The following is a 21156-nucleotide window of genomic DNA, read 5'->3' on the forward strand; positions in this document are numbered from 1 at the left end:
CGGTCGCTCGATCACCGCCGCGCCCGCGCTCGCTCAGTCGCGCGGGCGGGCCGCCTGGAGGGTGGTGAGGCGGCGGACGAAGAGGATCGTGACGACGGTGGTGGGGACGACGAGCAGGTGAAGGCCGAGGTTGACCCAGGTCAGCGGCTCGAACTCGTACCAGAAGGCGTGCTCGTCCACCAGGTAGTTGGGGTCGCAGCCGTACTCCTCCCACACCCGACACACCTCGGTCGACGCGCTGTCCACGGTGACGGTCTCGGTCCAGGGGAACCAGAACAGCGGCCAGGTCAGGAAGGTCGCCAGCCACAGGGCCCACCAGGTGTTCAGGAGCCCCGCCGGTGCCATCCGGCCGTCGGGCCGGGGTGGACTGGACGCGTGCCAGACGTCGTTGGCGATCTGCTTGGGGAGGAACAGGTTGCCCAATGGGACGAACCAGTTGGTCACCGCCGTGCGGGTGCGGTAGCGCAGGCCGCCGGGGACGAACCGTTCGGCCGTGACGCGCACCTGGTGGAACCACAGCAGCCAGCACACGATCAGCCCCACGCCCGCGAGGGTGCGGGCGGCCAGCAGCAGGTACGCGATGGTCTCGTGCTGCCTGATCCACAGGTCGCCGATGTCGCCTACGGCGTTCCCCTCGCCCTCGTCCCGGCTGATGAGCCACAGATGAACGGCGCTGGCGAGGGTGACCAGGGTGAACTGCGTCAGCATCACATAGAGGACGCCGCTGTAGGTGTGGGTCGTGGACCAGCGGCCGGCCCTGCGGCGCTCGTCAACGAGCAGGCGAGGGGCGGGCGTTGGGGCGGTGACCGCCGTGGGGGCCGGAGTGGCGGCCGGCGTGGTGGTCGGGGCGGAGGCCGGTGTGGCGGCCGGGGTGGCGGTCGGCCCGGTGGCAGGGACGGTGGGCGGCGGGGAAACGGAGCGGTGTGCCGTTTCGGTTGGGGCATCGGGTGGCGGCGTGGCGGGCGGCCGGGGGTCGTCGTGTTCCAGGAGGCGTACGGCCTCCTGGCCGAGCCGGGCCAGCACCTCGGGCGGCAGCCAGGGGCCGGCAGGCGGAGAGGCGTTCCGGTTTCGGAGTTCGGCCGGTTTCGGGCGGTCGGCCGGGGCCTTGGCCAGGCAGCTGGCGATCAGCTCGCGCAGCGGCGCGGGAACGCCGGAAAGGTCCGGCTCCTCGTGCACCACCCGGTAGAGCAGCACGGCCGGTTGGCCGCTCTCCGCGTGGAACGGCAGCCGCCCGGTCGCGGCGAACGCCAACACCGCGCCGAGCGAGAAGACGTCGCTGGCGTCGGTGAGGCGTTCGCCCCTGGCCTGTTCCGGCGACATGAAGCCGGGCGAGCCGATCACCCGGCCGGTGGCCGTCACGCTCCCGGCGGTCGAGAGATCGAGGGCGCGGACGATGCCGAAGTCGATCACCCTGGGGCCCTCGATGGTCACCATGATGTTCGACGGCTTCAGGTCACGGTGCACCAGGCCGGCCCCGTGGATGGCGCCCAGCGCATGGCACAGGCCGACGGCGAGGGCGGTCACCGCCTCGGCCGGCAACGGGCCGTACTCGTCCACGACCTGTTGGAGCGTGAGCCCGGCGACATACTCCGTGGCGACCCAGGGCAGCGCGGCGTCCGGGTCGGCCGCCAGCACGTCGGCGGTCCACCGGCCGCCGACCCGTTGCGCGACGGCGGTCTCCCTGGCGAACCGGCGGCGGAAGTCGGGGACGTCGGCGAACTCGGCCCGGATCGTCTTCACCGCCACCATCCGCCCGCGCGGCGACCTGGCCAGGAAGACCACGCCCATCCCGCCCTCGCCCAGCCTCCCGAGCAGCCGGTAGTCGGCGATGCGCTCGGGATCGTCTGCCCGCAGCGGCTGCATGGCCGGTTCCTCCCCCTGTGCCCGTCGACCCCGTCGGGCCCCTGCGCCCCCGGTGGCGGGGCCACCCTAACTCGCGTGTGAGCGGGGGCGGTTGTGCGTGAGCCCCATCGGCCATGTGACTGCGCGTGAGCCCAGACCACACTGATCCCTCGTGCACGTGGAAGTGTGGCCGTGTCGTCGACCGACGCCGAGTCGCGGAACCTACGAAGGTGCTGAGCGACCTGTCCGCGTACTTCCTTCGCTGGGCCTGGGCCGGTGCCCTGTGGCCGAGGTGCGAGCAACAGGCATCGATTTTGTACGCGCACTCGACGGGGCGACCGCAAGGGGGCGATCACTGACCGCACATCTGACTAGCAGATGTAGCTCAGGTGTCTCTCACCTTGCGGTTGTGAATCCACTCGATGACGGTTTGGTGCTCTTAATCCACGATTCAACTGGGTTAAGCCAATCGCTGGCGCAAAGTTGATCAGGCCGTTGCAGCACCCGGTGACGGTGGGCACACTCAGAGCGCTCAATTCTGTAATGGACATGTTTAAAGGGCTTTCATGCGTAAGCGTCAAGTGTTGGTGACTGGTGCAACGCTTCTGACTCTCTTCTTCGGCGCTCCACAAGCGGCGAGCGCGTTGTACAGCTACAACGGTGACGACCACACGAACGACTACGAAAAACCGCAAGCGCATACGCACGTGTGACAACGAGGCTGACAGCACCGGCGTGAAGGGCGTCTACGAACTCACCAACGGAGAGCGGGACAGCGTTCGGGACGACGATGGCGCCAACGGCATCTGCGCGCACGAGGGCTCCGGGGGGCGCACCATTTCCGGGCACCAAACCTGCGAGACGCCCGACCTGTGGCCGGACAACTGCGGGAACTGGCAGCGGTACTGAAACACTCTCGCCCATCGGGCCCGCCGGTGCATCTGTCACCGGCGGGTCTGTAACGCGAGCCGGCACTCATGCGACGGAGAACAGGCAGGCGAAATGGCGAAACGGAGAACGTCTCCGGCGGGCGGCCGCGCCGCGACGGCGGAGCAGGTAGTGCGGGCGCGCGGGGTGGTCGTCGAGGTGCCGGGGCGGCGGCTGGCCGACGGGCTGGAGTTGGCGGTGGCACCGGGGGAGTCCGTCGCGCTGATGGGGCCCTCCGGTTCGGGCAAGACCACCGTGCTCAACACCCTCGCCGGCCTGGTCCGCCCCGCCGCCGGCACGGTGGAGATCGGCGGCGAGCCGATCGGCGACGCCACGCCCGACCGGGCGGCGGCGATGCGGCTGACCGGAATCGGAATGGTGTTCCAGTTCGGCGAACTGATGCCGGAACTGGACGTGTTGGAGAACGTGGCGCTGCCCGCCGCGTTCGCCGGCCTGGACGAAGCGGCCGACCGGGCCCGGCGGCTCCTCGAACGGGTTGGCCTGGTCGGGTTCGAGGAACGCGCACCGGAGGAGTTGTCCGGTGGCGAGGCGCAGCGCGCCGCCATCGCGCGCGCCCTGGTGTGCGCGCCCCGGCTGGTGCTGGCCGACGAGCCGACCGGCGCGCTGGACGAGGCCAACGCCCGCCGTGTCACCGCCGTGTTGCTGGACGCCTGCCGCGCGGCGGACGCGGCGCTGGTGGTGGCCACCCACGACCCGGCCGTGGCGGCGGCGATGGACCGCACCCTGCTGCTGCGCGACGGCCGCCTCCACCCGCTACCCGCTCCCACGACGGAACCGGCGCCGGCGGCGGACCGGTGAGGCCGTGGCGGACAACGACCCGGCTGGCGCTGCGACTTGCCTACGCCCGACACCCGCACCAGCGGCTCCGGGTCGTGCTGCTGGGCACGGTCGCTGCGGTGACCGCCGTGACCGCGCTGTTCACGGCCGGGGTGCTGCACACCCTGGCGGAGGAGCGGCAGCGCTTCGACGACCGGACGGTGCGGTACGCGGAGCCCGCCTCCGGGTCCGCGTTGCGCGTCGACCGCCGTGACGACACCTGGGGGCTCACCCAGTTCCCCGTGGTGTGGCTCGATCCCGCCGACGCCGAGAGCCCCGAGGCGCTGCCGCCCGGGATGGCCGGCTGGCCGGAGCCCGGCGGCTGGGTCATCTCGCCCGGCCTGGCCCGGCAGGCGGCCGACCACCCCGAGCTGGCCCAACGCTTCCCCGACGCCGAGGTGTTGACCGACGAGGGGGTGTTGCACCCGGAGGAGCTGCTGGCCTACCGCCGCGTCCCGGCCGACGGGGCCCTGGGCCCGGTGGCGGTGGACGCCACCGGGTTCGGCGGCCCCGGGCCGACGATCGGCGACGACGCCGAACTGGACATCCCGGCCATGTCCCTGGCCCTGGCCGGCTTGGTCGGCCTGCCGGCGCTGCTGTTGGCGGCGGCCGGCACCGCCGTCTCCGCGCCGCTGCGCGCCAACCGGCTCGCGCTGCTGCGCGCGCTGGGCGTGCCCGCGCGGCGGCGCCGGGCGCTGGTGGTGCTGGAGGCCGGGGCCGTGGCGGGGCCCGGGCTCGCGCTGGGCGCCCTGGCCTGGCAGGTGACCGCGCCGCGCCTCGACCGCGTTCCGCTGGTGGACCGGCCGGTGGTGCCCGGCGCGCTCGCGCCCCCGTGGTGGTCGGCCGTGCCCGTACTCCTGCTGCTGGCCGCCGCGTTCGCGTTGCTCGCCGTCGTGACCGAAAGTCGCCGGCGCGAGGACCACCACGCCGCGCTGCCGCGCCCCCGCGCCCGCCGGCCGCGCATGAGCGCGCTGCGGATCGCGCCCGCGCTCGCCGCCGTCGCGCTGCTGGCCGCCGCCGCGCTGCGGGACGGCCGCCTCGCGGCGACCTCGACGCTCGCCGGCGTGCTGCTGCTCGCGGCGGGCGTCCCGTTGACCCTGCCGCTGCTCGCCCGCCGGGTCGGCGACCGGCTCGCCGGCCGAACGGACCGCCCCGGCCGTGTCCTTGCCGGCCGCCGCCTCCAGTACGACCCGCGTTCCGCCGTCCGCCCGCTCTACGGCATCGCGGCGCTCCTCGTCATCGCGCCGGTCGTCGCCGCCTGGATCGGCACCGCCCGCGACATCGACCCGCCGCCGCGCCCCGACCCGGCGATCCAGGCGTTCGAGGTACGCGGCGCGCTGGGTCACGCCGATCCCGACGCGCTGCTGCGCGAGCTGCCGGGGGCGCTGGCCGCGCCGGTGACGGTCCAGCCGGGGCCCGGCAGCAGCGCGGTGGTGCGCCTGGCAGCCGGCTGCCGGGAACTGGCGTCACTGCTGCGGGAGTCGGCCTGCACGGAGGACGGCACGCTCGCCGGGCCGGCCGAGCGGCGCGTCGGCCTGCTGGCGGCGGGCACCGCCGAGGTGTCCGTCGTGCGCGAGGAGCCGCAGGTCAACGCCCAACTCAGCGAAGAGAGCACGCTGTTGGTGCTCACCCCGCGCACGGCCGACGCCGAGAACGCGCTGCGCGCCGCCGCGCTGGCCCAACCGGCCGCGCTGAGCGTCCTGTCGGAGGCCGACGACCAACTCCAGGAGTCGGAACTCGTACCCTGGGTCCTCGGCGGCATCGCCCTCTTCAGCGCGCTGGTCTTCCTGCTGTTGGCCACCGGGCTGATCGACCGCACGGCGGTCGGCCGGCGCGGCACCTGGCTGCTGATCGCGATCGGCCTGACCCGCCGAAGGATTCGCGTCATCAACCGCCAGGAGTTCCTGGTCGGTTACGGGGTCGTGGGCGGCACGGCGCTGGTCGCGGGCGTGGTGGCCTGCCTCGCCTGGACCGGACTCGACTCCGCCGTCGACTACCCGCTCGCCGCCCACGCCGCGATCGCCGCCTCGGCGGCGGGCCTGGCGCTGGCCGGCCTCCTCGACACCCGCCTCACGACCGAACCGGAGCACTTCTCCGGGCCCGGCTGACCCCGCCCCTGGCCGGCGGTCCGCCCGCCCCCGTGCCGTCCGTGGCGGTCAGGCCCACGCGCCCAGCGTGAACGAGTCGCCCGTCCGGCGGACCTCCACCGCGCCCCGGCCGCCGAAGTGCGCGGGGATGAGCAACTCCCGTTCATCGGCGGCCCGGTGCAGAATCCGGCGGCGGCTGGCCGCCGACCGTGCCGGGTCCAGGCAGGCGGCGCTGGCGCAGTCGGGCTCCAGGATCTGCACCGGGCTGTGCAGCAGGTCCCCGACGAAGACCGCCCGGTCGCCGCCGGAGGTGAGGCGCAGCACGGACGAGCCGGGGGTGTGGCCGGGCGCGGACTCCAGCGTGAGGTGGTCGTCGACGCGGTGGTGCCCGTCCCACAGCACCGAGAGCCCGGCGCGGTGGATCGGCGCGACGCTGTCCGCGTAGATCAGCCGGTCCACCGGCTGCCGCCCGTTCCCGCCCGCGCCGTCCGGCCCGAAGTGGGCGTCGTCCGCCGCCGGGATGAGGTAGCGGGCGTTGGGGAACGTCGGGACCCACTCGCCGTTCTCCTCCCGGGTGTTCCAGCCGACGTGGTCGACATGGAGATGGGTGTTGATGACCGTGTCGACTTCGTCGGGGCGCACCCCGGCCGCCGCCAGGAGGTCGAGGAAGTCGCCCTCGCACCGGTGGAACGGCGGCATCCCCGGCCGCTCCCGCCCGTTGCCCGCGCCCGTGTCCACCAGGACCGTCCGCCCGCCGCAGCGCAGCACCCAGGTCTGGAGCGCGAGCACCGCCCGCCCGCCGGCCGGCTCCCAGTGGTCCGGCGCCAGCCAGCCCGCGTTGTCCCGCCACACATCGGCCCCGACGCCCGGGAGCAGCGCGGCCGCCGGCGCGAACGGCCGGTGCCACTCGACGAGTCGCAGGATCTCGACGTCCCCGAGCACCATGCGCCGTACCCGCGTGTTCTCTTCGGTCATGGCCTCGACCGTAGGAGCGCGGAACGCGTCGCTCGATGCGCGTGGGGCGCGAGAAGATACGCGTGCGGCTCAACCTCCGTGCGGTGGCGGGGCGTTGCGGGTGTGCGCCGGGCCTACCCTGCGGGGATGGACGTGGTGAGCGACGCGATAGCGGCCGTGCACCTGGGGCACCCGGCCTTTCACCGGGTGCGGGCGAGCGGGCGGTGGCGCGCCCGGCGCGAGCCGTTCCTGGGCGCCGGCTGCTATGTGGTCCTCGGCGGTGGCTGCTGGCTGGTGCCCGACGGCGGCGGCGTGCCGGTGGCGCTCGGCGCGGGGGACGTGGCGCTGCTGCCGCACGGCACCGGCCATCTGATCGCCGACGCGTCGGCCGGCGCCGCCGGCCCCGAAGTGCGGGGGAGTGCCGTGTCGTTCGGGCGCTGGCTCGCGCAGGCCAGCACGGGCGGCGGCGCGTTCGAGGTGCTGTGCGGCACCTACCGGCTGGACTGTAGCCGCCTGCACCCGCTGATGGCCGAACTCCCCGAGGTCCTGGTGTTGCCGGCCCGGTCGGGTGAGCACCCCGAACTCCGTTCCGTCGTCGACCTGTTGGCCGGTGAGTTGGACGAAAGGCGGCCCGGCTCGGGTGTCGCGCTGCCCAGCCTGCTGGACCTGCTCCTGGTGTATCTCGTCCGCTCCTGGATGGCCGAGGCGAGGAGCGGGGCCTGGCCCCGGGTCCTGGGCGACCCGGTGACGGCCGCCGCCCTGCGGGCCCTGCACGCGGAGCCCGCCGCGGCGTGGAGCAACGAGCGGCTCGCCGCCGTCGCCGGGGTCTCGCGCGCCACCCTGGCGCGCCGGTTCGCGGCCCTGGTCGGCCGGCCGCCGATGGCCTATCTGACCTGGTGGCGGCTGATCCTCGCCGCGACCCGGCTGCGGGACACGCGGGACACCCTCGCCGCCGTCGCCGCCCGGGTCGGCTACGCCAGCCCCTACGCGCTCTCGCACGCGTTCCGCCGGGAGTTCGGCACGACGCCCGGCCGCTACCGGACGGCGGAACGGGCGGTGCGCCAGCCTCGTTGAGTCGCTGGCCGCAGGGTTTCCGGACCGGGGGCGGCCCGGTCCGGGCCGGACCGGCCCGGACCTGGGTCTTCGTGGATCAGGGAGCGGGCTTGGGGTGGTGCCCGGTCTGTCTGCGGGCCGGTGGCCGGTGCGGGGCAGCCCGACTGGTCGCCGTCCCTCGACGAGGCTCGTTGGGTGGGGGTTGGGGTTCTGGCGCGGGCTACGACGCTGGGCCTAGATGGCGCACGATCGGCCGGGTGCGGGCGTAACGAATGCCGGCAGGAGGCTGGCTGGGAGGGGGGGCGCGGCTTCCGGGAGGTGGGGTTCGTTGCCGCCGGGGATGGTGGGTGATGGCGACCGTGCCCTCCGGGCGCAGGGACCGCGCCGAGTTCGGGGGCCGTTTGGCCGCTGGGGGCGTGCGTAGCGCGCACCGGCTTCGCCGGCCTGCCCCGGCATGTCGCCCGTCTCGGACGTGACCGATCGTCGGGCGGCTCACGGGGGCGGTGCCGGTGGTTCTGGCCAGCCGGCGGTGGGTGTTGGGTTCGGTTAACGACCACGCTGCCGCGCGAACATCGCCTGCCGGTGTGGTAGTCCGCGCCTTGTCGGCTTCCGGGCAGGGGGGGGGTGGGGGTCTCTTTCTGTAGGTGCCCGTCTAGAGTTGAACGATCTGTTCACTTCTAAACGGGCACCTAGAAAAAAGGTCCCCCACCCCCCGCGCGCCCGCCTTCGGAAGTCGACGGCACGCGGACTATCGGAACGGCAGACGATGTTCGCGCGGCAGCGTGGTCATTGACCGAAGCCTCAACCCACCGCGCCTTCAAACGACGACCGGCACCGTCCCTTTCAGTCGTCCGATGATCGGTCACGTCCGAGACGGGCGACATGCCGGGGCAGGCCGGCGAAGCCGGTGCGCGCCACGCACGCCCCCAGCCGCCGGCCGACCCCCGAACAAGCCGCAGTCCCCGCGCCCGGAAGGCACGCACCGCCATCACCCACCACCCCTGGCGGCAACGAACCCCACCTCCCGGAAGCCCCGCCCCCCCTCCCAGCCAGCCTCCTGCCGGCATTCGTTACGCCCGCACCCGGCCGAACGTGCGCCATCTAGGCCCGGCGTCGTGGTCCGCGCCACATCCCCAACCCCGGCAATGAGTCTCGTCAACGAACCAACGGAGCAACGGGCTGCCCCGCACCGGCCACCGGCCCGCAGACAAACCCCGCACCCAACACACCACCGTTCCACGAAGATCCACACGAGACGGGCCTAGTCCTGCGCCTTCCCCGTCGTGATGCGGGACATCACCAGCGCGAGGAGGATGATCGAGCCGTTGAGGGCGTCGATCCACTCGGCGGGGACGCCGCCGAGGGTGAGCACGTTCTGGATCATGAACAGCAGCAGGATGCCGGTGAACGCGCCGAAGAGGCTGCCCCGGCCGCCGGAGAGGCTGACGCCGCCGATGACGGCGGCGGCGAACACCGTGAAGATCGCCCCGTCGCCCTGCGCCGCCGCCACCGAGCCGAGCCGGCCGGAGAGCAACAGGCCGCCGAGCGCGGCCAGCAGGCCGGCGACCACCAGCACCACGGCGACCGTGCGGTGGGTGCGGATGCCGGCGGCGCGGGCCGCGTCCTCGTTGCCGCCGATGGCGTAGAGGGAACGGCCGAAGCTGGTGTAGCCGAGCACCGCGATCCCGATGGCGAACAGGGTCAGGCAGAGCCAGACGGAAACGGGCAGCCCCAGCCACTGGGTGGTCCCCAGATAGCTCATGGAACGCGGCAGTTGGAAGAACGTCTGACCGCCGGAGATCCCGGTCAGCGTGCCGCGCAACATGATCAACATGCCCAGCGTAACGATGAAGCCGCTCAGCCCGAAGCGCACGATCAGCAGTGCGTTGACCAGGCCGATCGCCACCCCGACGGCCAGGGTGACCGGCACGGCCAACGCCCCGGGCAGCAGGTCGAGGCCCTGTCCGGCCTCGCTGACGGTGAGCCAGGCGGCGACCCCGGGGGCCAGCCCCATGGTCGACTCCAGCGACAGATCCATCTTCCGCACGATCAACACCAGTGCCTGCGCCAGCACCAGAAGGGCGATCTCGGACATGGTCTGAAGGATGTTGATCAGGTTCTGGCGTTGGACGAAGACCGGGTCGACGATCCACCCGGCGATCGCCACCGCCACGATGGCCGGGACCAGCGCGAACTCCCGCAGCCTGGCCATCGGTATCCGGCCACCGAGCAGCCGGGGCGCCCGCCCGCCCGACGGGGAGGGCGGCGCCCCCGCGCGGTCGGCGGCCAGCACGGAACCCGGCGCGGCGGGCTCGGACACGCGGGGCTCGGGCGAGGCCGGCTCGGACGAGGCCGGCTCGGGCGCTGCGGGCCCCGAGGCCACGGGCTCAGGCATTGACGTGTACCCCTTCCATGGCGGTGACCAGTTCGTTGTCCGTCCAACCGGCGGTGAACTCCGCGACCAGCCGGCCCCGGAACATCACCAACACCCGGTCGCAGAGCGCCAGATCGTCGAGTTCGTCGGAGGCGATCAGCACGCCGGTGCCGCCGGCGGCCACCTCCTCGGCCTTGCCCAGCAGGAAGTCCTTGGACCGCACGTCCACCCCGGCCGTCGGGTTGATCAGCACCAGCAGCCGGGGCCGGTTGGCCAGGGCCCTGGCCATCACCACCTTCTGCTGGTTGCCGCCGGACAGGCCGGAGACGGCCAGCCCCGGACCCGGGGTCTTGATCGCGAGCTGGCCGATCATCTCCCGGGCCAGGGCGTCCCGTTGCCGCACATCGATCAGCCCCCTCGGACCCAACCGATCGGGAACGGTCAGGGTGGCGTTGTCCGCGATCGTCATGTCCGGAACGAGACCCTGGTGGTGGCGGTCCTCCGGAACGAACCCGACGCCGGCGGCCAACGCGGCCGGCACATCCCCTGGCCGGGGCCGCCGCCCGTTCACCTCGATCGTTCCGACGTCGGCCGCCCGCAGACCGGAGAGGGTCTCCGCCACTTCGATCCGGCCGCTGCTCGCGGCGCCCGCCAGGCCCACGATCTCCCCGGCGCGCACCGTGAACGACAGCTCCGCGTAACGGTTCGCCAGCCCGAGCCCCTCGACGGTCAGCACTGGCGACGCGTCGGCCGGCGGGCCGCCGGAGCGTTCCCGCAGGTGGCCGGTGGGCGCGGCGACCTCCTCGCCGGTCATCGCGGCCACCAGCTCGTGCTTGGGCAACTCGGCCACCGGCGCGGTCAGGATGTGCCGGGCGTCCCGGAAGACCGTGACCGTGTCGCAGAGGTCATAGACCTCCTGGAGGTGGTGGCTGATGAACAGGAACGTCACACCCCTCTCGCGCAGCTCCCGAATCCGGGCGAAGAGCCGGCCGATCGCCGCCGCGTCCAGCTGCGCCGTCGGCTCGTCCAGCACGATCAGCCGCGCCCCGCCCGACAGCGCGCGGGCGATCTCCACGAACTGCCGCTGCTCGACGCTCAGTTCGCCGGCCAGCGCGTGCACGTCCGCCGCCACGCCCCACTCGTCCAGCAGCGCCCGCGCCCGCCGGCGCAGCGCCCGCCAGTCGACCAGCCCGAGCCGGTTGGTCGGCTGCCGGTGCAGAAAGAGGTTCTCGGCCACCGTCAGCCCGGGGATCACCGTCGACTTCTGGTAGACGCAGGCGACCCGGCTCCGCCACGCCTCCCGGTCGGCCAGCCGGGGCGCCGGCCGGCCGTGGAAGCTGATCTCGCCCTCCTCCGGGCGGACCAGGCCGGTCAGGATCGACACCAGCGTCGACTTCCCGGCCCCGTTCCGCCCGACGAGGGCGTGCGTCTCGCCGGCGGCGACGCTGATCCCGGCCCGGTCCAGCGCCACCGTCGAGCCATAGCGCTTGGTCACCCCGGCCGCCCGCACCGCCGCCGCCCGCACCGCCACCGCCCGCACCGCCGTCGGCGGCACATCCGCCGACGGCCCCGTGTCGCCGGACCGCGCGTTCTCCACCCTCACCGCCCCTTTCGTCGCTGTTGCCGCGAGAGATCCAGTCAACCGGCCGCCGGCCTGCGTCAGTTGGCGTTGTTGCCCCAGAGCGAGTCGTCGTCGAACGGCAGGCTCTCCACCCCGCCGTAGGTGCCGCCGTCCCTGGTCACCAGCGGCGCCGGCAGCTGGTCCTCCAGCACGCCCTCGCGCACCTCGACGATCTCGCTGCCGTGGTCGGTCGGCCCCGGCTCGAAGGTCTCGCCGTCCAGCGCGGCCCGCAGATAGCGCAGCGCGTGCTCGGCGTAGAGGTCGGCGGGCTGGGAGACGGTGGCGTCGATCCGGCCCTCGCCGATCAGCTGGAGTTCCTGCGGGATGCCGTCGTTGGAGACCACGAAGACGTGCTCCGGATCGTCCGGTGGCACCGCCATGTTCAGCTGGTCCAGCACCTGGAGCGTGCCGGAGAGCGCGAAGCTGGCCTGCATGTAGACGCCTCGCACGTCCGGGTGCGCGGTGAGCGTGGTCTGGAGCTTCTGCGCGGCCGTCGCCGCGTCCCAGTTGGTGGCCTCGCCGAAGACCTGGATGTCCGGGTAGTTGGCGGCCATGCACTCGTTGAACGCCTCGGTGCGGTCCCGGCCGTTGATCGAGGCGAGGTCGCCCTGGAGCATCACGACCTTGCCGGCGCCGTCGAGTTGGGTGCCCAGATAGTGGCAGGCCTGCTCGCCGTAGGCGCGGTTGTCGGCCCGCACCACCATGAACACCTCCCCCTCGTCGGGCCGGGTGTCCACGGTGACCACCGGGATGTCCCGTTCGGCGAGGGTCTGGAGCACGGGCGCGACCGCCGCCGTGTCCTGCGGCGCGATGGCCACCCCGTCCACGCCCTGGCTGACGAAGGTCTGCACGTTGGAGGCGAGCGTGGCCACGTCGTTGCCGGAGTTGGTCGTCTTCATGTCGAGGCCGAGTTCCTCGGCGTAGCGGGGCACGTAGTCGATGTAGGAGTTCCAGAAGTCGGTGTCCGACCTCGGGTAGTCCACGCCGATGGTGCTCCCGCCCGCGCCCCCGCCGCCGCCCGTGTCGTCGGCGCAGGCGGTCAGCAGCGCGGCGGACAGCACGAGGATGCCGGCCAGCCTGGTGGTACGGAGCTTCACGTCGTTCTCTTCTCCTTCGGACGGGCGCGTGGTCGCCCGGGGGCGGCGCGGCGCGCGGCGTTCCAGCGCTGACGAGCCGCTGACGAGCCGTTGACGGGCCGTTGGCGCGGCGCGCGCCGCCAACGGCGGCGCGGCACGGAGGACTTGACGGCGGTGGGGGAGGCGATGGGGGTGTGGACGCGGGAGTGGGGGACGCGGGGTGGGGGAGGGCCGCGCGGGAACGCGACCTAGACATGGGATCGTTTTATAGACCCCGCGCGGTGCGCTGTCTATGGGGCGTGCAAAGCCCATGACGAAATGCCAGCTCACAGCGGTGTACCGGATTTCGGGCCGCACGGGTGGGCGGGCAAGTGACCCTATGTCTGCGGCCGTTGGGCCGGAACGGCCGCAACGGCCACGGAACGCCTCCCGGAACGTTCTAAGGTGGGGCATCCCCCGGCCTACGGGGTGGTGAACGGCAGGCGTACGCGCGGCGGCGCGCGCGACGGGAGGCAGCGGTAGATGGACGTGAGTGACCCCCGGCGGGACGAGCGACCCACCGTCGGCGTGGTGGTGTTGACCATGAACGACCGCCCGCGCGAGATGGCCGAGGCGCTGGCCTCGCTGCGCGCCCAGCGCGGCGTCGAGCTGGACATCGTGGTGGTCGGCAACGGCTGCGTCCCCGAGGGCGTCCCCGACGGGCTGCGCACCGTCTCCCTGCCGGAGAACGTCGGCATCCCCGAGGGCCGCAACGTGGGCGCGCGCCATGCCGCCGGCGAGTACCTGGTGTTCTTCGACAACGACGCGGTGCTGCCCACCGTCGACGCCCTCGCCCGGCTCGCCGCCACCCTGCGCGCCGACCCCGAACTCGCCTATGTCCAGCCGAGGATCGCCGACCCCGACGGCACCACGCTCCGCCGCTGGGTGCCCCGGCTGCGTTCCTCCGACCCGGAGCGCGGCGGGGTCGCCACCGTGATGGCCGAGGGCGTGGTGCTGGTGCGGCGCTCCGCCTTCGAGGAGGTCGGCGGCTGGCCTGGCCACTTCTTCCTCTTCCACGAGGGCATCGACCTCGCCTGGCGGCTGTGGGACCACGGCTACACCGGCCGCTACACGCCGGAGGTCGTCGTCCACCACCCGGCGACCAACCCGGCGCGGCACGACGGGTTCTACCGCCTCACCGCCCGCAACCGGGTCTGGCTCGCCCGCCGCAACCTGCCCCGGGTGCTGGTCCCGTTCAACCTGGCCAGCTGGCTGCTGCTCACCCTCGCCAGGACGCGCGGCCACGCGCTGCGGGTGTCGTTCCAGGGCTTCGCCGAGGGTTGGCGCGGTGGCTACGGCCGCCGCGCGCCGATGAGTTGGCACACGGTCCGCCGTCTCACCAGGGCCGGCCGCCCGCCGCTGGTGTGACGCGGTGCGCCGGCCGGTGCCGGGGCCGCCGTCGGGCTCACCTGGCGCGGGCCGCCGCGCTGTCCGTGCCGGTGCCCGCTTCGCTGCCGGTATCCCCGCCGTGCACCGGGTCGTCCGTGCGGCGCGTGTCGAGGATGCCCGAGGTCGCCAGCAGCGCCAGCCCCGCCACGGGAACCAGCACCAGGCCAAGCCGGATCGACTCCGCGTCCGCGATCAGCCCGATCACCGGCGGCGACACCAGGAACCCGACCCGCAGCAGGAACGCCGCCACCGTGATGCCCGCCCCCGGCCACAGCCCGGGAATCTCGTCCGCCGCGTGGAACGCGGCCGGAATGATCGTCGCTATCCCGATCCCGCACAGCCCGAAGCCCAGCACCGTCGTCGGCACCGAGGGCCACAGCAACGCCACGCCCATGCCGACCAGCACCAGCAGGCCGCCGATCCTGGCCGTGGCCCGGTCGCCCAGCCGGTGCACCACCCGGTCGCCCAGGAGCCGGGCGACGGTCTGCGTGCCCTGGAGCGCCATGAACGCCATCCCGCCGATGAACGGGCTCGAACCCAGCTCGTTCTGAAGGTAGTTGGAGCCCCAGGACGCCGGCGCGTCCTCGATCACGGCGGTCGCCGCCGTGATCAGGCCCAGCAGCGCGAACGCCATCAGCACCGGCCGCCGCAGCCAGCTCCGCCGCCCGGCCGCGCCGTCCGCGCCGGCCGCCCCGTTCGTTCCCTCCGTTCCGTCGGCCCCGTTGCCCGGCGCGCGCTCCGCGTCCTCGGGCCCCGGCAGCAGGAACCGGGAGCTGGTCAGCGCCGAGCCCACCGTCAGGGCGCCCACGATCGCGAGATGAACCGCCAGCGACAGCCCGAGCTGGGCCGCGCCGGCGCCGGCTATCCCGCCGACCACCGCGCCCACGCTCCACAGGCCGTGGAAGGAGTTGAGGATCGAACGCCCGTAGCGCCGCTGGACGCGCAGGCCGTGGGCGTTCATCGCGACATCCGTGATCGCGTCCAGGCTGCCGGCCAGGAAGAGGCCCAGGCAGAGCACCGCGAAGTTCGGCGCCGTGCCGACCAGCAGGATGTTGAACCCCATCAGCAGCTGGCTGACCACCGCCGTGCGGGCCGAACCGTACCGCTTGATCAACGGGCTGGCCGCGAGGCCGAGGACCAGCGCGCCCAGCGGCATGGCCGCGATGGCGGTGCCCAGCGCCGCGTTGGACAGGCCGAGGTCGGACTTGATCTCGGGGTAGCGGGGGACCACGTTGGCGAAGAGGAAACCGTTGGTGAAGAACAGCGCGGCGACCGCGCAACGCGCCCTGACGGGGCGGTCGGTGGCGGTGAGGGAGGACATGGCTCTCTTTCCGGGCGTGCTGGGGCGTACTGGGGTGGTGGGTGGGCGGCTGGGGGCGTACTGGAGTTGTGTGCGGGCGCGTGGCGGCGCGCTGGATGCTCTGGGGTGGTGTGGGAGTGCGAAGGGGCGCGACCTGCGGTCAGCGCGCGGCGGTTCCGCCGGGGCTCGTTCCACCGGGGCCCGTCGGGCCCGTTGGGCCCGTACGCTCGGCCCCTGCGGTGATCCGGGCGATCGCCTCCACCGTCAGCGCCCGGTCGTGCGGTTCGGTCTCCAGCGCGCGGTGGATGGCCAGCCCCTCGATCAACGCGTCCAACTGCCGCGCGGTGGCCGGATCGAAGTGCCACTCCAGCGCCACCCGGCTGCGGCGCATCCACTCCCGGGTCAACTCCCGGAAGGCCGGCTTCCGCGCCGCCAGCGTGTACAGCTCGTGGGTCAGCACGACCGCCCGCTGGTTGCCCTCGTCCCCCCGGGAGAGGTGGTGCACCAGATCGGCCACGGCCTCCCTGGCCTCGGCGACGTTCCGGGCCGCGCCGAGCCGCTCCTCGAACAGGGCCACCACGGTGTCGGCGAAGCTGGTGAACGCCTCCCGCAGTAAGGCGTCCATGCCGTCGAAGTGGTACGTCATCGAGCCCAGCGGCACCCCGGCCCGCGCCGCGACCCTGCGGTGCGAGGTCCCGGCGACGCCGGACTCGGCGATCACGTCGAGGGCCGCGCGCACAATGCGGTCCCGACGGTCCGGGTCGTGCCGACCGAACGGCGTCGTCGCCGTCACGGCCGGGGCCCGGGGGGCACGCGGGAGCGGATCACAGCGACCTGATCACACGGGCGGGGCTGCCGAGGGCGAGCACATCGGCCGGAATGTCCCGGGTGACCACCGCGCCGGCGCCGATCACCGAGTTGTTCCCGATGGTGACCCCGGGCAGGACGATCGCCCCGCCGCCCAGCCACACGTTGTCGCCGATGGTGATCGGCTTGGCCGCCTCCAGCTTGTCCCGACGCGGCCCCGGATCCAACGGGTGGATGGGGGTGAGGAGTTGCACGTTGGGGCCGAGCTGGCAGTCGGCGCCGATGGTGATCGGGGCGACGTCCAGCGCGGTCAGGTTGTAGTTGATGAAGGTGCGGTCGCCGACGGAGAGGTAGCTCCCGTAGTCGACGAACAGCGGTGGCCGGATATGGGCGTCCGCGCCCAGGGAGCCGACCAGCTCCCTGACGATCGACTGGGCGCCCTCGATGTCGGTGGCGTAGGCCGCCGCGTACTCCCCGGCCAGACGGACCGCACGCTGCTGGGCCGCCAGGATTCTGGGGTCGTCGGCGACATAGAAGTCCCCGGCGAGCATCCGCTCCAGGTTGCTGCGGTCATCACCCGCGAAGTAGTCCGTCACGCGCCCGACACTACACCTCGGGTGTACGAACGTACACCCGCTCTGACCTGTGACTTCCCTCGCGGAAGCCCTCCGGGCACCGACCCGGGACCACGCCGCCCACCGCCCACGCGGGGGGCGCGCCGCCCGCGCCCTCCCCGCCGGGGGGCACTGGCGGGCGAACCGGCACTCCATAGGGTGGATGACCTGCCGCTTCGGCCTTGGGGCCGCTGCCGGTCGGGGCGCGGGTGGGTCCCGTGGTCACCGCGCGCGGTGACTTCGTGGCCGTCGACGCCGGGCCGTCGACGCCCGGCCGGCGACGGCCGACGGGCACGCGGGGACCGTGCTCCTGGTGCCCGGGTTCATGGGCAGCAAGGAGGACTTCCTGCCCCTGCTCGCGCCCCTGAGCCGGTGCTCGCGCCCCTGAGCCGGGCGGGATTCCGCGCGGTGGCCATCGACGGTCGCGGCCAGTACGAGACGGCTCAGCTCCACCGGCCCGGCTCGTTCGCGTCGTCCGGCCCTTCCACGTCGCCCGGGGCGTACGCCCTCGACCAACTCGCCGAGGATCTGGCCGCGTTGGCGCGGGCCCTGGGGGACGGGCCGGTGCATCTGCTGGGGCACTCCTATGGCGGGCTCATCGCCAGGGCCGCGCTGCTGCGCGGCCGGGGGAACACCGCCCGCTGGCGCTCCCTGACGCTGATGAACTTCGGCCCAGGCGCCGTGGCGCCCGCCCAGCGGGACCGGCTGCGGCTGCTGCTCTCGGCGCTCGACTCCATGACGCTCGCGGACATCTGGCCCTTTCTGGGGAACGACGCCCCCGACGTGCCCTCCCACGTTCCGTCCGAGGTGCGGGACTTCCCGCGCGTGCGGTGGCTGGCCAACGACCCCGCCCAGGTGCGGGCCGCCGCCGGGCAGCTCCTCGAAGAGCCCGACCGCAGCGCGGAGTTGGCCGAGCTGGACACCCCGGTGGCGGTCGTCTCCGGCAGCCCCGACCTCACCTGGCCCCCGGAGGGCGTCGCGCGCATGGCGCACGCGCTGGGCGCGCGGCTGATCACGGTGCCGGGCGGCGGGCACTCGCCGAACGTGCACGCGCCCGAGCGGACCGCGACGGCCCTGGTGGACTTCTGGCGCTCCCTGCGGGCCTCCCGCGCCTGTTGATCCCGGGGGTGCTCCCCGGGCCGGGGCCGGTCCGGCGAGGAAATTCTGCCGCCTGCGAGGCGGACCTCGCCGACCCCACCGCCCCCGCCCGGCTCCTCGACGCGGCCGAGGAACTGCTCGGCCCGGTCGACATCCTGGTCAACAACGCCTCCGGGTGGGTGCAGGACTCCTTCGCCGCCGGCCGGCCCGACGCCGTGGGCCGGACCTCCGGGCCGGTCACCCCCGAGACCGTGGCCCGCCAGTTCGCCGTGGACGCCCACGCGCCTGCGCTGCTGATCGCCGAGTTCGCCCGCCGGCACCGCGAGCGCGGCGCCTACTGGGGCCGGATCGTCGGCCTGACCTCGGGCGGCGGCGAACTCGGCTTTCCCGGCGAGGTTTCCTACGGCGCGGCCAAGGCGGCCCAGACCCACTACACCCTCTCCGCCGCCGCCGAGTTGGCGCGCCAGGGCATCACCGCCAACGTGGTCCACCCGCCGGTCACCGACACCGGCTGGATCACCGACGAGGTCAGGGCCTTCGTCGAGAACAGCACCACCCACTTCCACGTGGCCGCGCCCGAGGAGGTCGCCGAGACCATCGCCTTCCTGGTCTCCGACGAGGCGGCCCTGGTCACCGGCAACCTGATCACCCTGCGCTGAACGGGCCGACGGCGTCGGCCCGTCGCGGGACGAGGAACCGGCCTCCGGGCGGGATCGTCCCAGGTTCATGAGCCGAAGAACGGGCAGAAGAACGGGCACGAGGGGCGCGGCCTGGGCGCTGGGCGCCGCCGTCGGGGCGTCGCTGCTGGCCGGCTGTGGCGAGGCCGAGGGCGGGGCGCCGGCGGCGAACACCGGGGCGCCGGCGGCCGGTTGGGACGAACCAGCCGACTACACCTACACCTGGGCCTCCTACGAGAGCGCCTGCGGCGGGGAGTCCGCCGGCTCCTGGACGATCACCGTGGAGAACGGCGAGGCCGTCGCGAAGGAGCCCCTTGACGAGGTGGCGCGCGGAATGTCCTGGCCCGAGGGCGCGCCCACCATCGCCGAGGAGCACGACATCGCGCTCGGCGTGCGGGCGGACGGTGCCTATGACCGGGTGGACATCGCCTATGTCGAGAGCGGCCCGGACGAGGGCCGCCCGACCAGCGTCCACTACCTGGATCGGCCGGGCGAGGGCGACGACCCGTCGTACGCTGGCGAGGAATCCTGCGTCGAGTTCAACGACTTCACGCCCGCCGACTGAACGACCACCGAGCGCCGCCGACCCCCGAACGCCCGGCTGTGAACGCGGTGTTGCGACCGTGTCGCGTTGCCGGAATGTTATGAACGGTCCTCGTTCGTCGCTGTCGGCCAGCTCTCCCACGGGGTGCGCGCGGCACGCTTCGCGGGGGTTTGTGAACGGCGTATGGCGCCGTGTGCCAGCTTTTTTCCGGACCGTTGACGTAAATATTCGGCCGCCGCAGGCTGTCCGGCATGAATCCACAGGACACCCCGCTGACCAGGCTGCGGGCGGGTCACGAACGGTCGGTGCTGGAACTGCTGCGCCGTCACGGGCCGCTGACCCGGGCCGCCCTCGGCCGCCACAGTGGGCTCTCCCGCACCACGCTCTACGACATCGTGGGCAGCCTGGTCGCGCGCGGCGCCGTGGTCGCCGCGCCGCCCGGGGCGGGGGAGCGGCGGCGCGGGCGGCCGGTGGAGACGCTCAGCCTCAACCCCGACGCCGGGCTGGCGATCGGCATCGACTTCGCCCGCCGGGCGGTCCATGTCGCGGCGGTCAACGTCGCGCACGAGCCGATCGGCTCGGCCAGCGCCCCGCACCCGGCGCGGCTGCCCTGGGTGGAACGGGTCGCGCTGGCCGAGCGGCTGCTCGGCTCCCTGGCCGGCGGCGCCCTGCGGCTGGACGCGCTGGACGCCATCGGGCTCGGCCTGGTCGGCCCGGTCTCCCAACAGGACGCCATTGATGGCGAGTTGGAGCCCGTCAGGCTGCTGCGCGAACGGTTCGGAGTGCCGGTCCTGGTCGACAACAACACCCGGCTCGCCGCCCTCGCCGAGGCGACCTGGGGCGCGGGTGCCGGCGCGCCCGACGTGCTCTACCTGCGGCTCTCCCACGGCGTCGGCGGCGGCCTGGTGGTGGGTGGCACGCTCCACCGGGGCCCGCGCGGCCTCTCCGGCGAGTTCGGGCATGTCGTGGTCGAGCCGGGCGGCCGGGCCTGCGAGTGCGGCGGCGTCGGCTGCCTGGAGACGGTGGCCTCGCTGGGCGCGGTGCTGGAGGCGTTCCACGCCGAGGTTGGCGGCCCCGCCCCCGACCTCGACCGGCTGCTGAACGCGGCCCGCTCCACTGACGAGGGTCCCGAAGTCGCCGTCGCACGGGCGGTGTTGGCGGAGGCGGGCGAACGCGTCGGCGCCGTGCTGGCGGCGGCCTGCCAGGTCGTCGGGCCCGGACTCGTCGTGCTCGGCGGCGAGTTGGCTCGGGCCGGCGAGGCGTTGACCGCGCCGGTCCAACGGGCCATCGAGGCGCGGGTGATGCCGACCTCGCGCCGCCATGTCGCGCTGCGCCGCGCGACGTTGGGCGAGGCGGGCGGGGCGCTCGGCGGCATCGCGCTGGTCCTCCACGGGGCGGCCTCGCCTGGCGGCGAGGCCGCGAACGGACCGGGTCGGGGGCCCCTGGGGGCCCCCGACGGGGCCCTTGCCGGGCGGAACGGGACCGCGCCGGCCGGCGGCCCCGGCCCCGCTGTCCGGGATGGCGCGTCACTGGACGATGCGGTGCTCCCCGCCGGGCGGGGCGATGCCTCTTCGGCCGGCGGTGCCCCGGGCGAACGTGGTGCCGAAGTCAGGCTCGGCGGAGTCGCGTTGACGTCCTCGCGCGGAACCTCGACCCCGGGGCCCGCCCCCGGTGGCGTCCCGCCAGCTTCCCCGGCCGCCCCGGTCTCCCCGGCCCCGCCGGCTTCTCCGGCTGTGCCGGTCTCCCGGGCTGTGCCGGTCTCCCCAGCTGTGCCGGCTTCTCCGGCTGTGCCGGTTTCCCTGGTCTCCCAGGCTGTGCCGGCCGCGCCGGCTTCTCCGACCCTGCCGGCTTCCCCGGTCTCCCGGGCTGTGCCGGTCTCCCCGGCCCTGCCGGCTTCTCCGGCTGTGCCGGTCTCCC

Annotated in this window: 16 protein-coding genes and 1 pseudogene; 9 read left to right on the forward strand and 8 right to left on the reverse strand. The window is 73.8% G+C overall.

Going from position 1 to position 21156, the window contains the following annotated elements; translation table 11 throughout:
- Window positions 1-33: 33 nt before the first annotated feature.
- Window positions 34-1863, reverse strand: coding sequence for a protein kinase domain-containing protein (locus FH609_RS31145; RefSeq protein ID WP_193317936.1), 1830 nt, complete (start codon window positions 1861-1863; stop codon window positions 34-36).
- Window positions 1864-2502: 639 nt separating this feature from the next.
- Between FH609_RS31145 and FH609_RS18245 the strand changes: the two genes are divergently transcribed.
- From FH609_RS18245 to FH609_RS18255, 3 genes are all read left to right on the forward strand, one after another.
- Window positions 2503-2751, forward strand: a complete 249-nt coding sequence (locus FH609_RS18245; RefSeq protein ID WP_139668873.1) for a hypothetical protein — start codon at window positions 2503-2505, stop codon at window positions 2749-2751.
- Window positions 2752-2844: 93 nt separating this feature from the next.
- Window positions 2845-3588: an ABC transporter ATP-binding protein gene (locus FH609_RS18250; protein WP_139668875.1), complete on the forward strand. Its 744-nt coding sequence runs from the start codon at window positions 2845-2847 to the stop codon at window positions 3586-3588.
- Window positions 3585-5714, forward strand: a complete 2130-nt coding sequence (locus tag FH609_RS18255; RefSeq protein WP_139668877.1) for a hypothetical protein — start codon at window positions 3585-3587, stop codon at window positions 5712-5714. Before FH609_RS18250 ends, FH609_RS18255 begins: the two co-directional genes overlap by 4 nt.
- Before the next feature lie 48 nt (window positions 5715-5762).
- Here FH609_RS18255 and FH609_RS18260 read toward each other — a convergent pair whose 3' ends face one another.
- On the reverse strand, window positions 5763-6668 hold the full coding sequence (locus FH609_RS18260) for an MBL fold metallo-hydrolase (protein ID WP_139668879.1): 906 nt from the start codon (window positions 6666-6668) through the stop codon (window positions 5763-5765).
- A gap of 126 nt (window positions 6669-6794) precedes the next feature.
- Between FH609_RS18260 and FH609_RS18265 the strand changes: the two genes are divergently transcribed.
- Window positions 6795-7721, forward strand: coding sequence for an AraC family transcriptional regulator (locus tag FH609_RS18265; protein ID WP_139668881.1), 927 nt, complete (start codon window positions 6795-6797; stop codon window positions 7719-7721).
- 1240 nt (window positions 7722-8961) lie between these two features.
- Here the strand turns inward: FH609_RS18265 and FH609_RS18270 are convergent.
- From FH609_RS18270 to FH609_RS18280, 3 genes are all read right to left on the reverse strand, one after another.
- Window positions 8962-10020 carry an ABC transporter permease gene (locus tag FH609_RS18270; RefSeq protein ID WP_405379004.1) on the reverse strand — a complete coding sequence of 353 codons (1059 nt, stop codon included), beginning with the start codon at window positions 10018-10020 and terminating at the stop codon, window positions 8962-8964.
- A gap of 67 nt (window positions 10021-10087) precedes the next feature.
- Window positions 10088-11614 (reverse strand): sugar ABC transporter ATP-binding protein, encoded by a 1527-nt coding sequence (locus FH609_RS18275; RefSeq protein WP_405379007.1) that lies wholly within the window; start codon window positions 11612-11614, stop codon window positions 10088-10090.
- Window positions 11615-11733: 119 nt separating this feature from the next.
- The gene (locus FH609_RS18280; RefSeq protein WP_226961778.1) at window positions 11734-12792 is read right to left on the reverse strand and encodes a sugar ABC transporter substrate-binding protein; all 1059 of its coding nucleotides are present in this window, start codon (window positions 12790-12792) and stop codon (window positions 11734-11736) included.
- 501 nt (window positions 12793-13293) lie between these two features.
- On the opposite strand from FH609_RS18280, the gene FH609_RS18285 reads away from it, so the two are divergent.
- Window positions 13294-14178, forward strand: coding sequence for a glycosyltransferase family 2 protein (locus FH609_RS18285; RefSeq protein WP_139668885.1), 885 nt, complete (start codon window positions 13294-13296; stop codon window positions 14176-14178).
- Between the two features lie 37 nt (window positions 14179-14215).
- On the opposite strand, the gene FH609_RS18290 is transcribed toward FH609_RS18285, so the two are convergent.
- The 3 genes from FH609_RS18290 to FH609_RS18300 all read right to left on the reverse strand — a co-directional run bounded on the left by FH609_RS18290 (window position 14216) and on the right by FH609_RS18300 (window position 16902).
- Window positions 14216-15520: an MFS transporter gene (locus tag FH609_RS18290; protein WP_139668887.1), complete on the reverse strand. Its 1305-nt coding sequence runs from the start codon at window positions 15518-15520 to the stop codon at window positions 14216-14218.
- Window positions 15521-15659: 139 nt separating this feature from the next.
- A complete protein-coding gene (locus FH609_RS18295; protein WP_139668889.1) occupies window positions 15660-16292 on the reverse strand; it encodes a TetR/AcrR family transcriptional regulator in 633 nt (210 codons plus the stop codon).
- Window positions 16293-16323: 31 nt separating this feature from the next.
- Window positions 16324-16902, reverse strand: coding sequence for a sugar O-acetyltransferase (locus tag FH609_RS18300; RefSeq protein ID WP_139668891.1), 579 nt, complete (start codon window positions 16900-16902; stop codon window positions 16324-16326).
- A 390-nt stretch (window positions 16903-17292) separates the two neighbouring features.
- Between FH609_RS18300 and FH609_RS18305 the strand changes: the two genes are divergently transcribed.
- From FH609_RS18305 to FH609_RS18320, 4 genes and pseudogenes are all read left to right on the forward strand, one after another.
- Window positions 17293-18039 (forward strand): alpha/beta fold hydrolase, encoded by a 747-nt coding sequence (locus tag FH609_RS18305; protein WP_405378995.1) that lies wholly within the window; start codon window positions 17293-17295, stop codon window positions 18037-18039.
- Between the two features lie 8 nt (window positions 18040-18047).
- Entirely contained in the window at window positions 18048-18677 is a 630-nt protein-coding gene (locus tag FH609_RS18310; RefSeq protein ID WP_226961779.1) for an SDR family oxidoreductase, read from the forward strand.
- A gap of 67 nt (window positions 18678-18744) precedes the next feature.
- Complete coding sequence (locus tag FH609_RS31150) at window positions 18745-19260, forward strand: hypothetical protein (RefSeq protein ID WP_193317937.1); 516 nt, start codon at window positions 18745-18747, stop codon at window positions 19258-19260.
- A 230-nt stretch (window positions 19261-19490) separates the two neighbouring features.
- Window positions 19491-20630 (forward strand): annotated as a pseudogene (locus tag FH609_RS18320) (ROK family transcriptional regulator); the annotation flags it as partial.
- Window positions 20631-21156: the final 526 nt, after the last annotated feature.

It is taken from the genome of Streptomyces sp. 3MP-14 (assembly GCF_006334905.2).
Classification (GTDB): Bacteria; Actinomycetota; Actinomycetes; order Streptomycetales; family Streptomycetaceae; genus Streptomyces; species Streptomyces triticirhizae.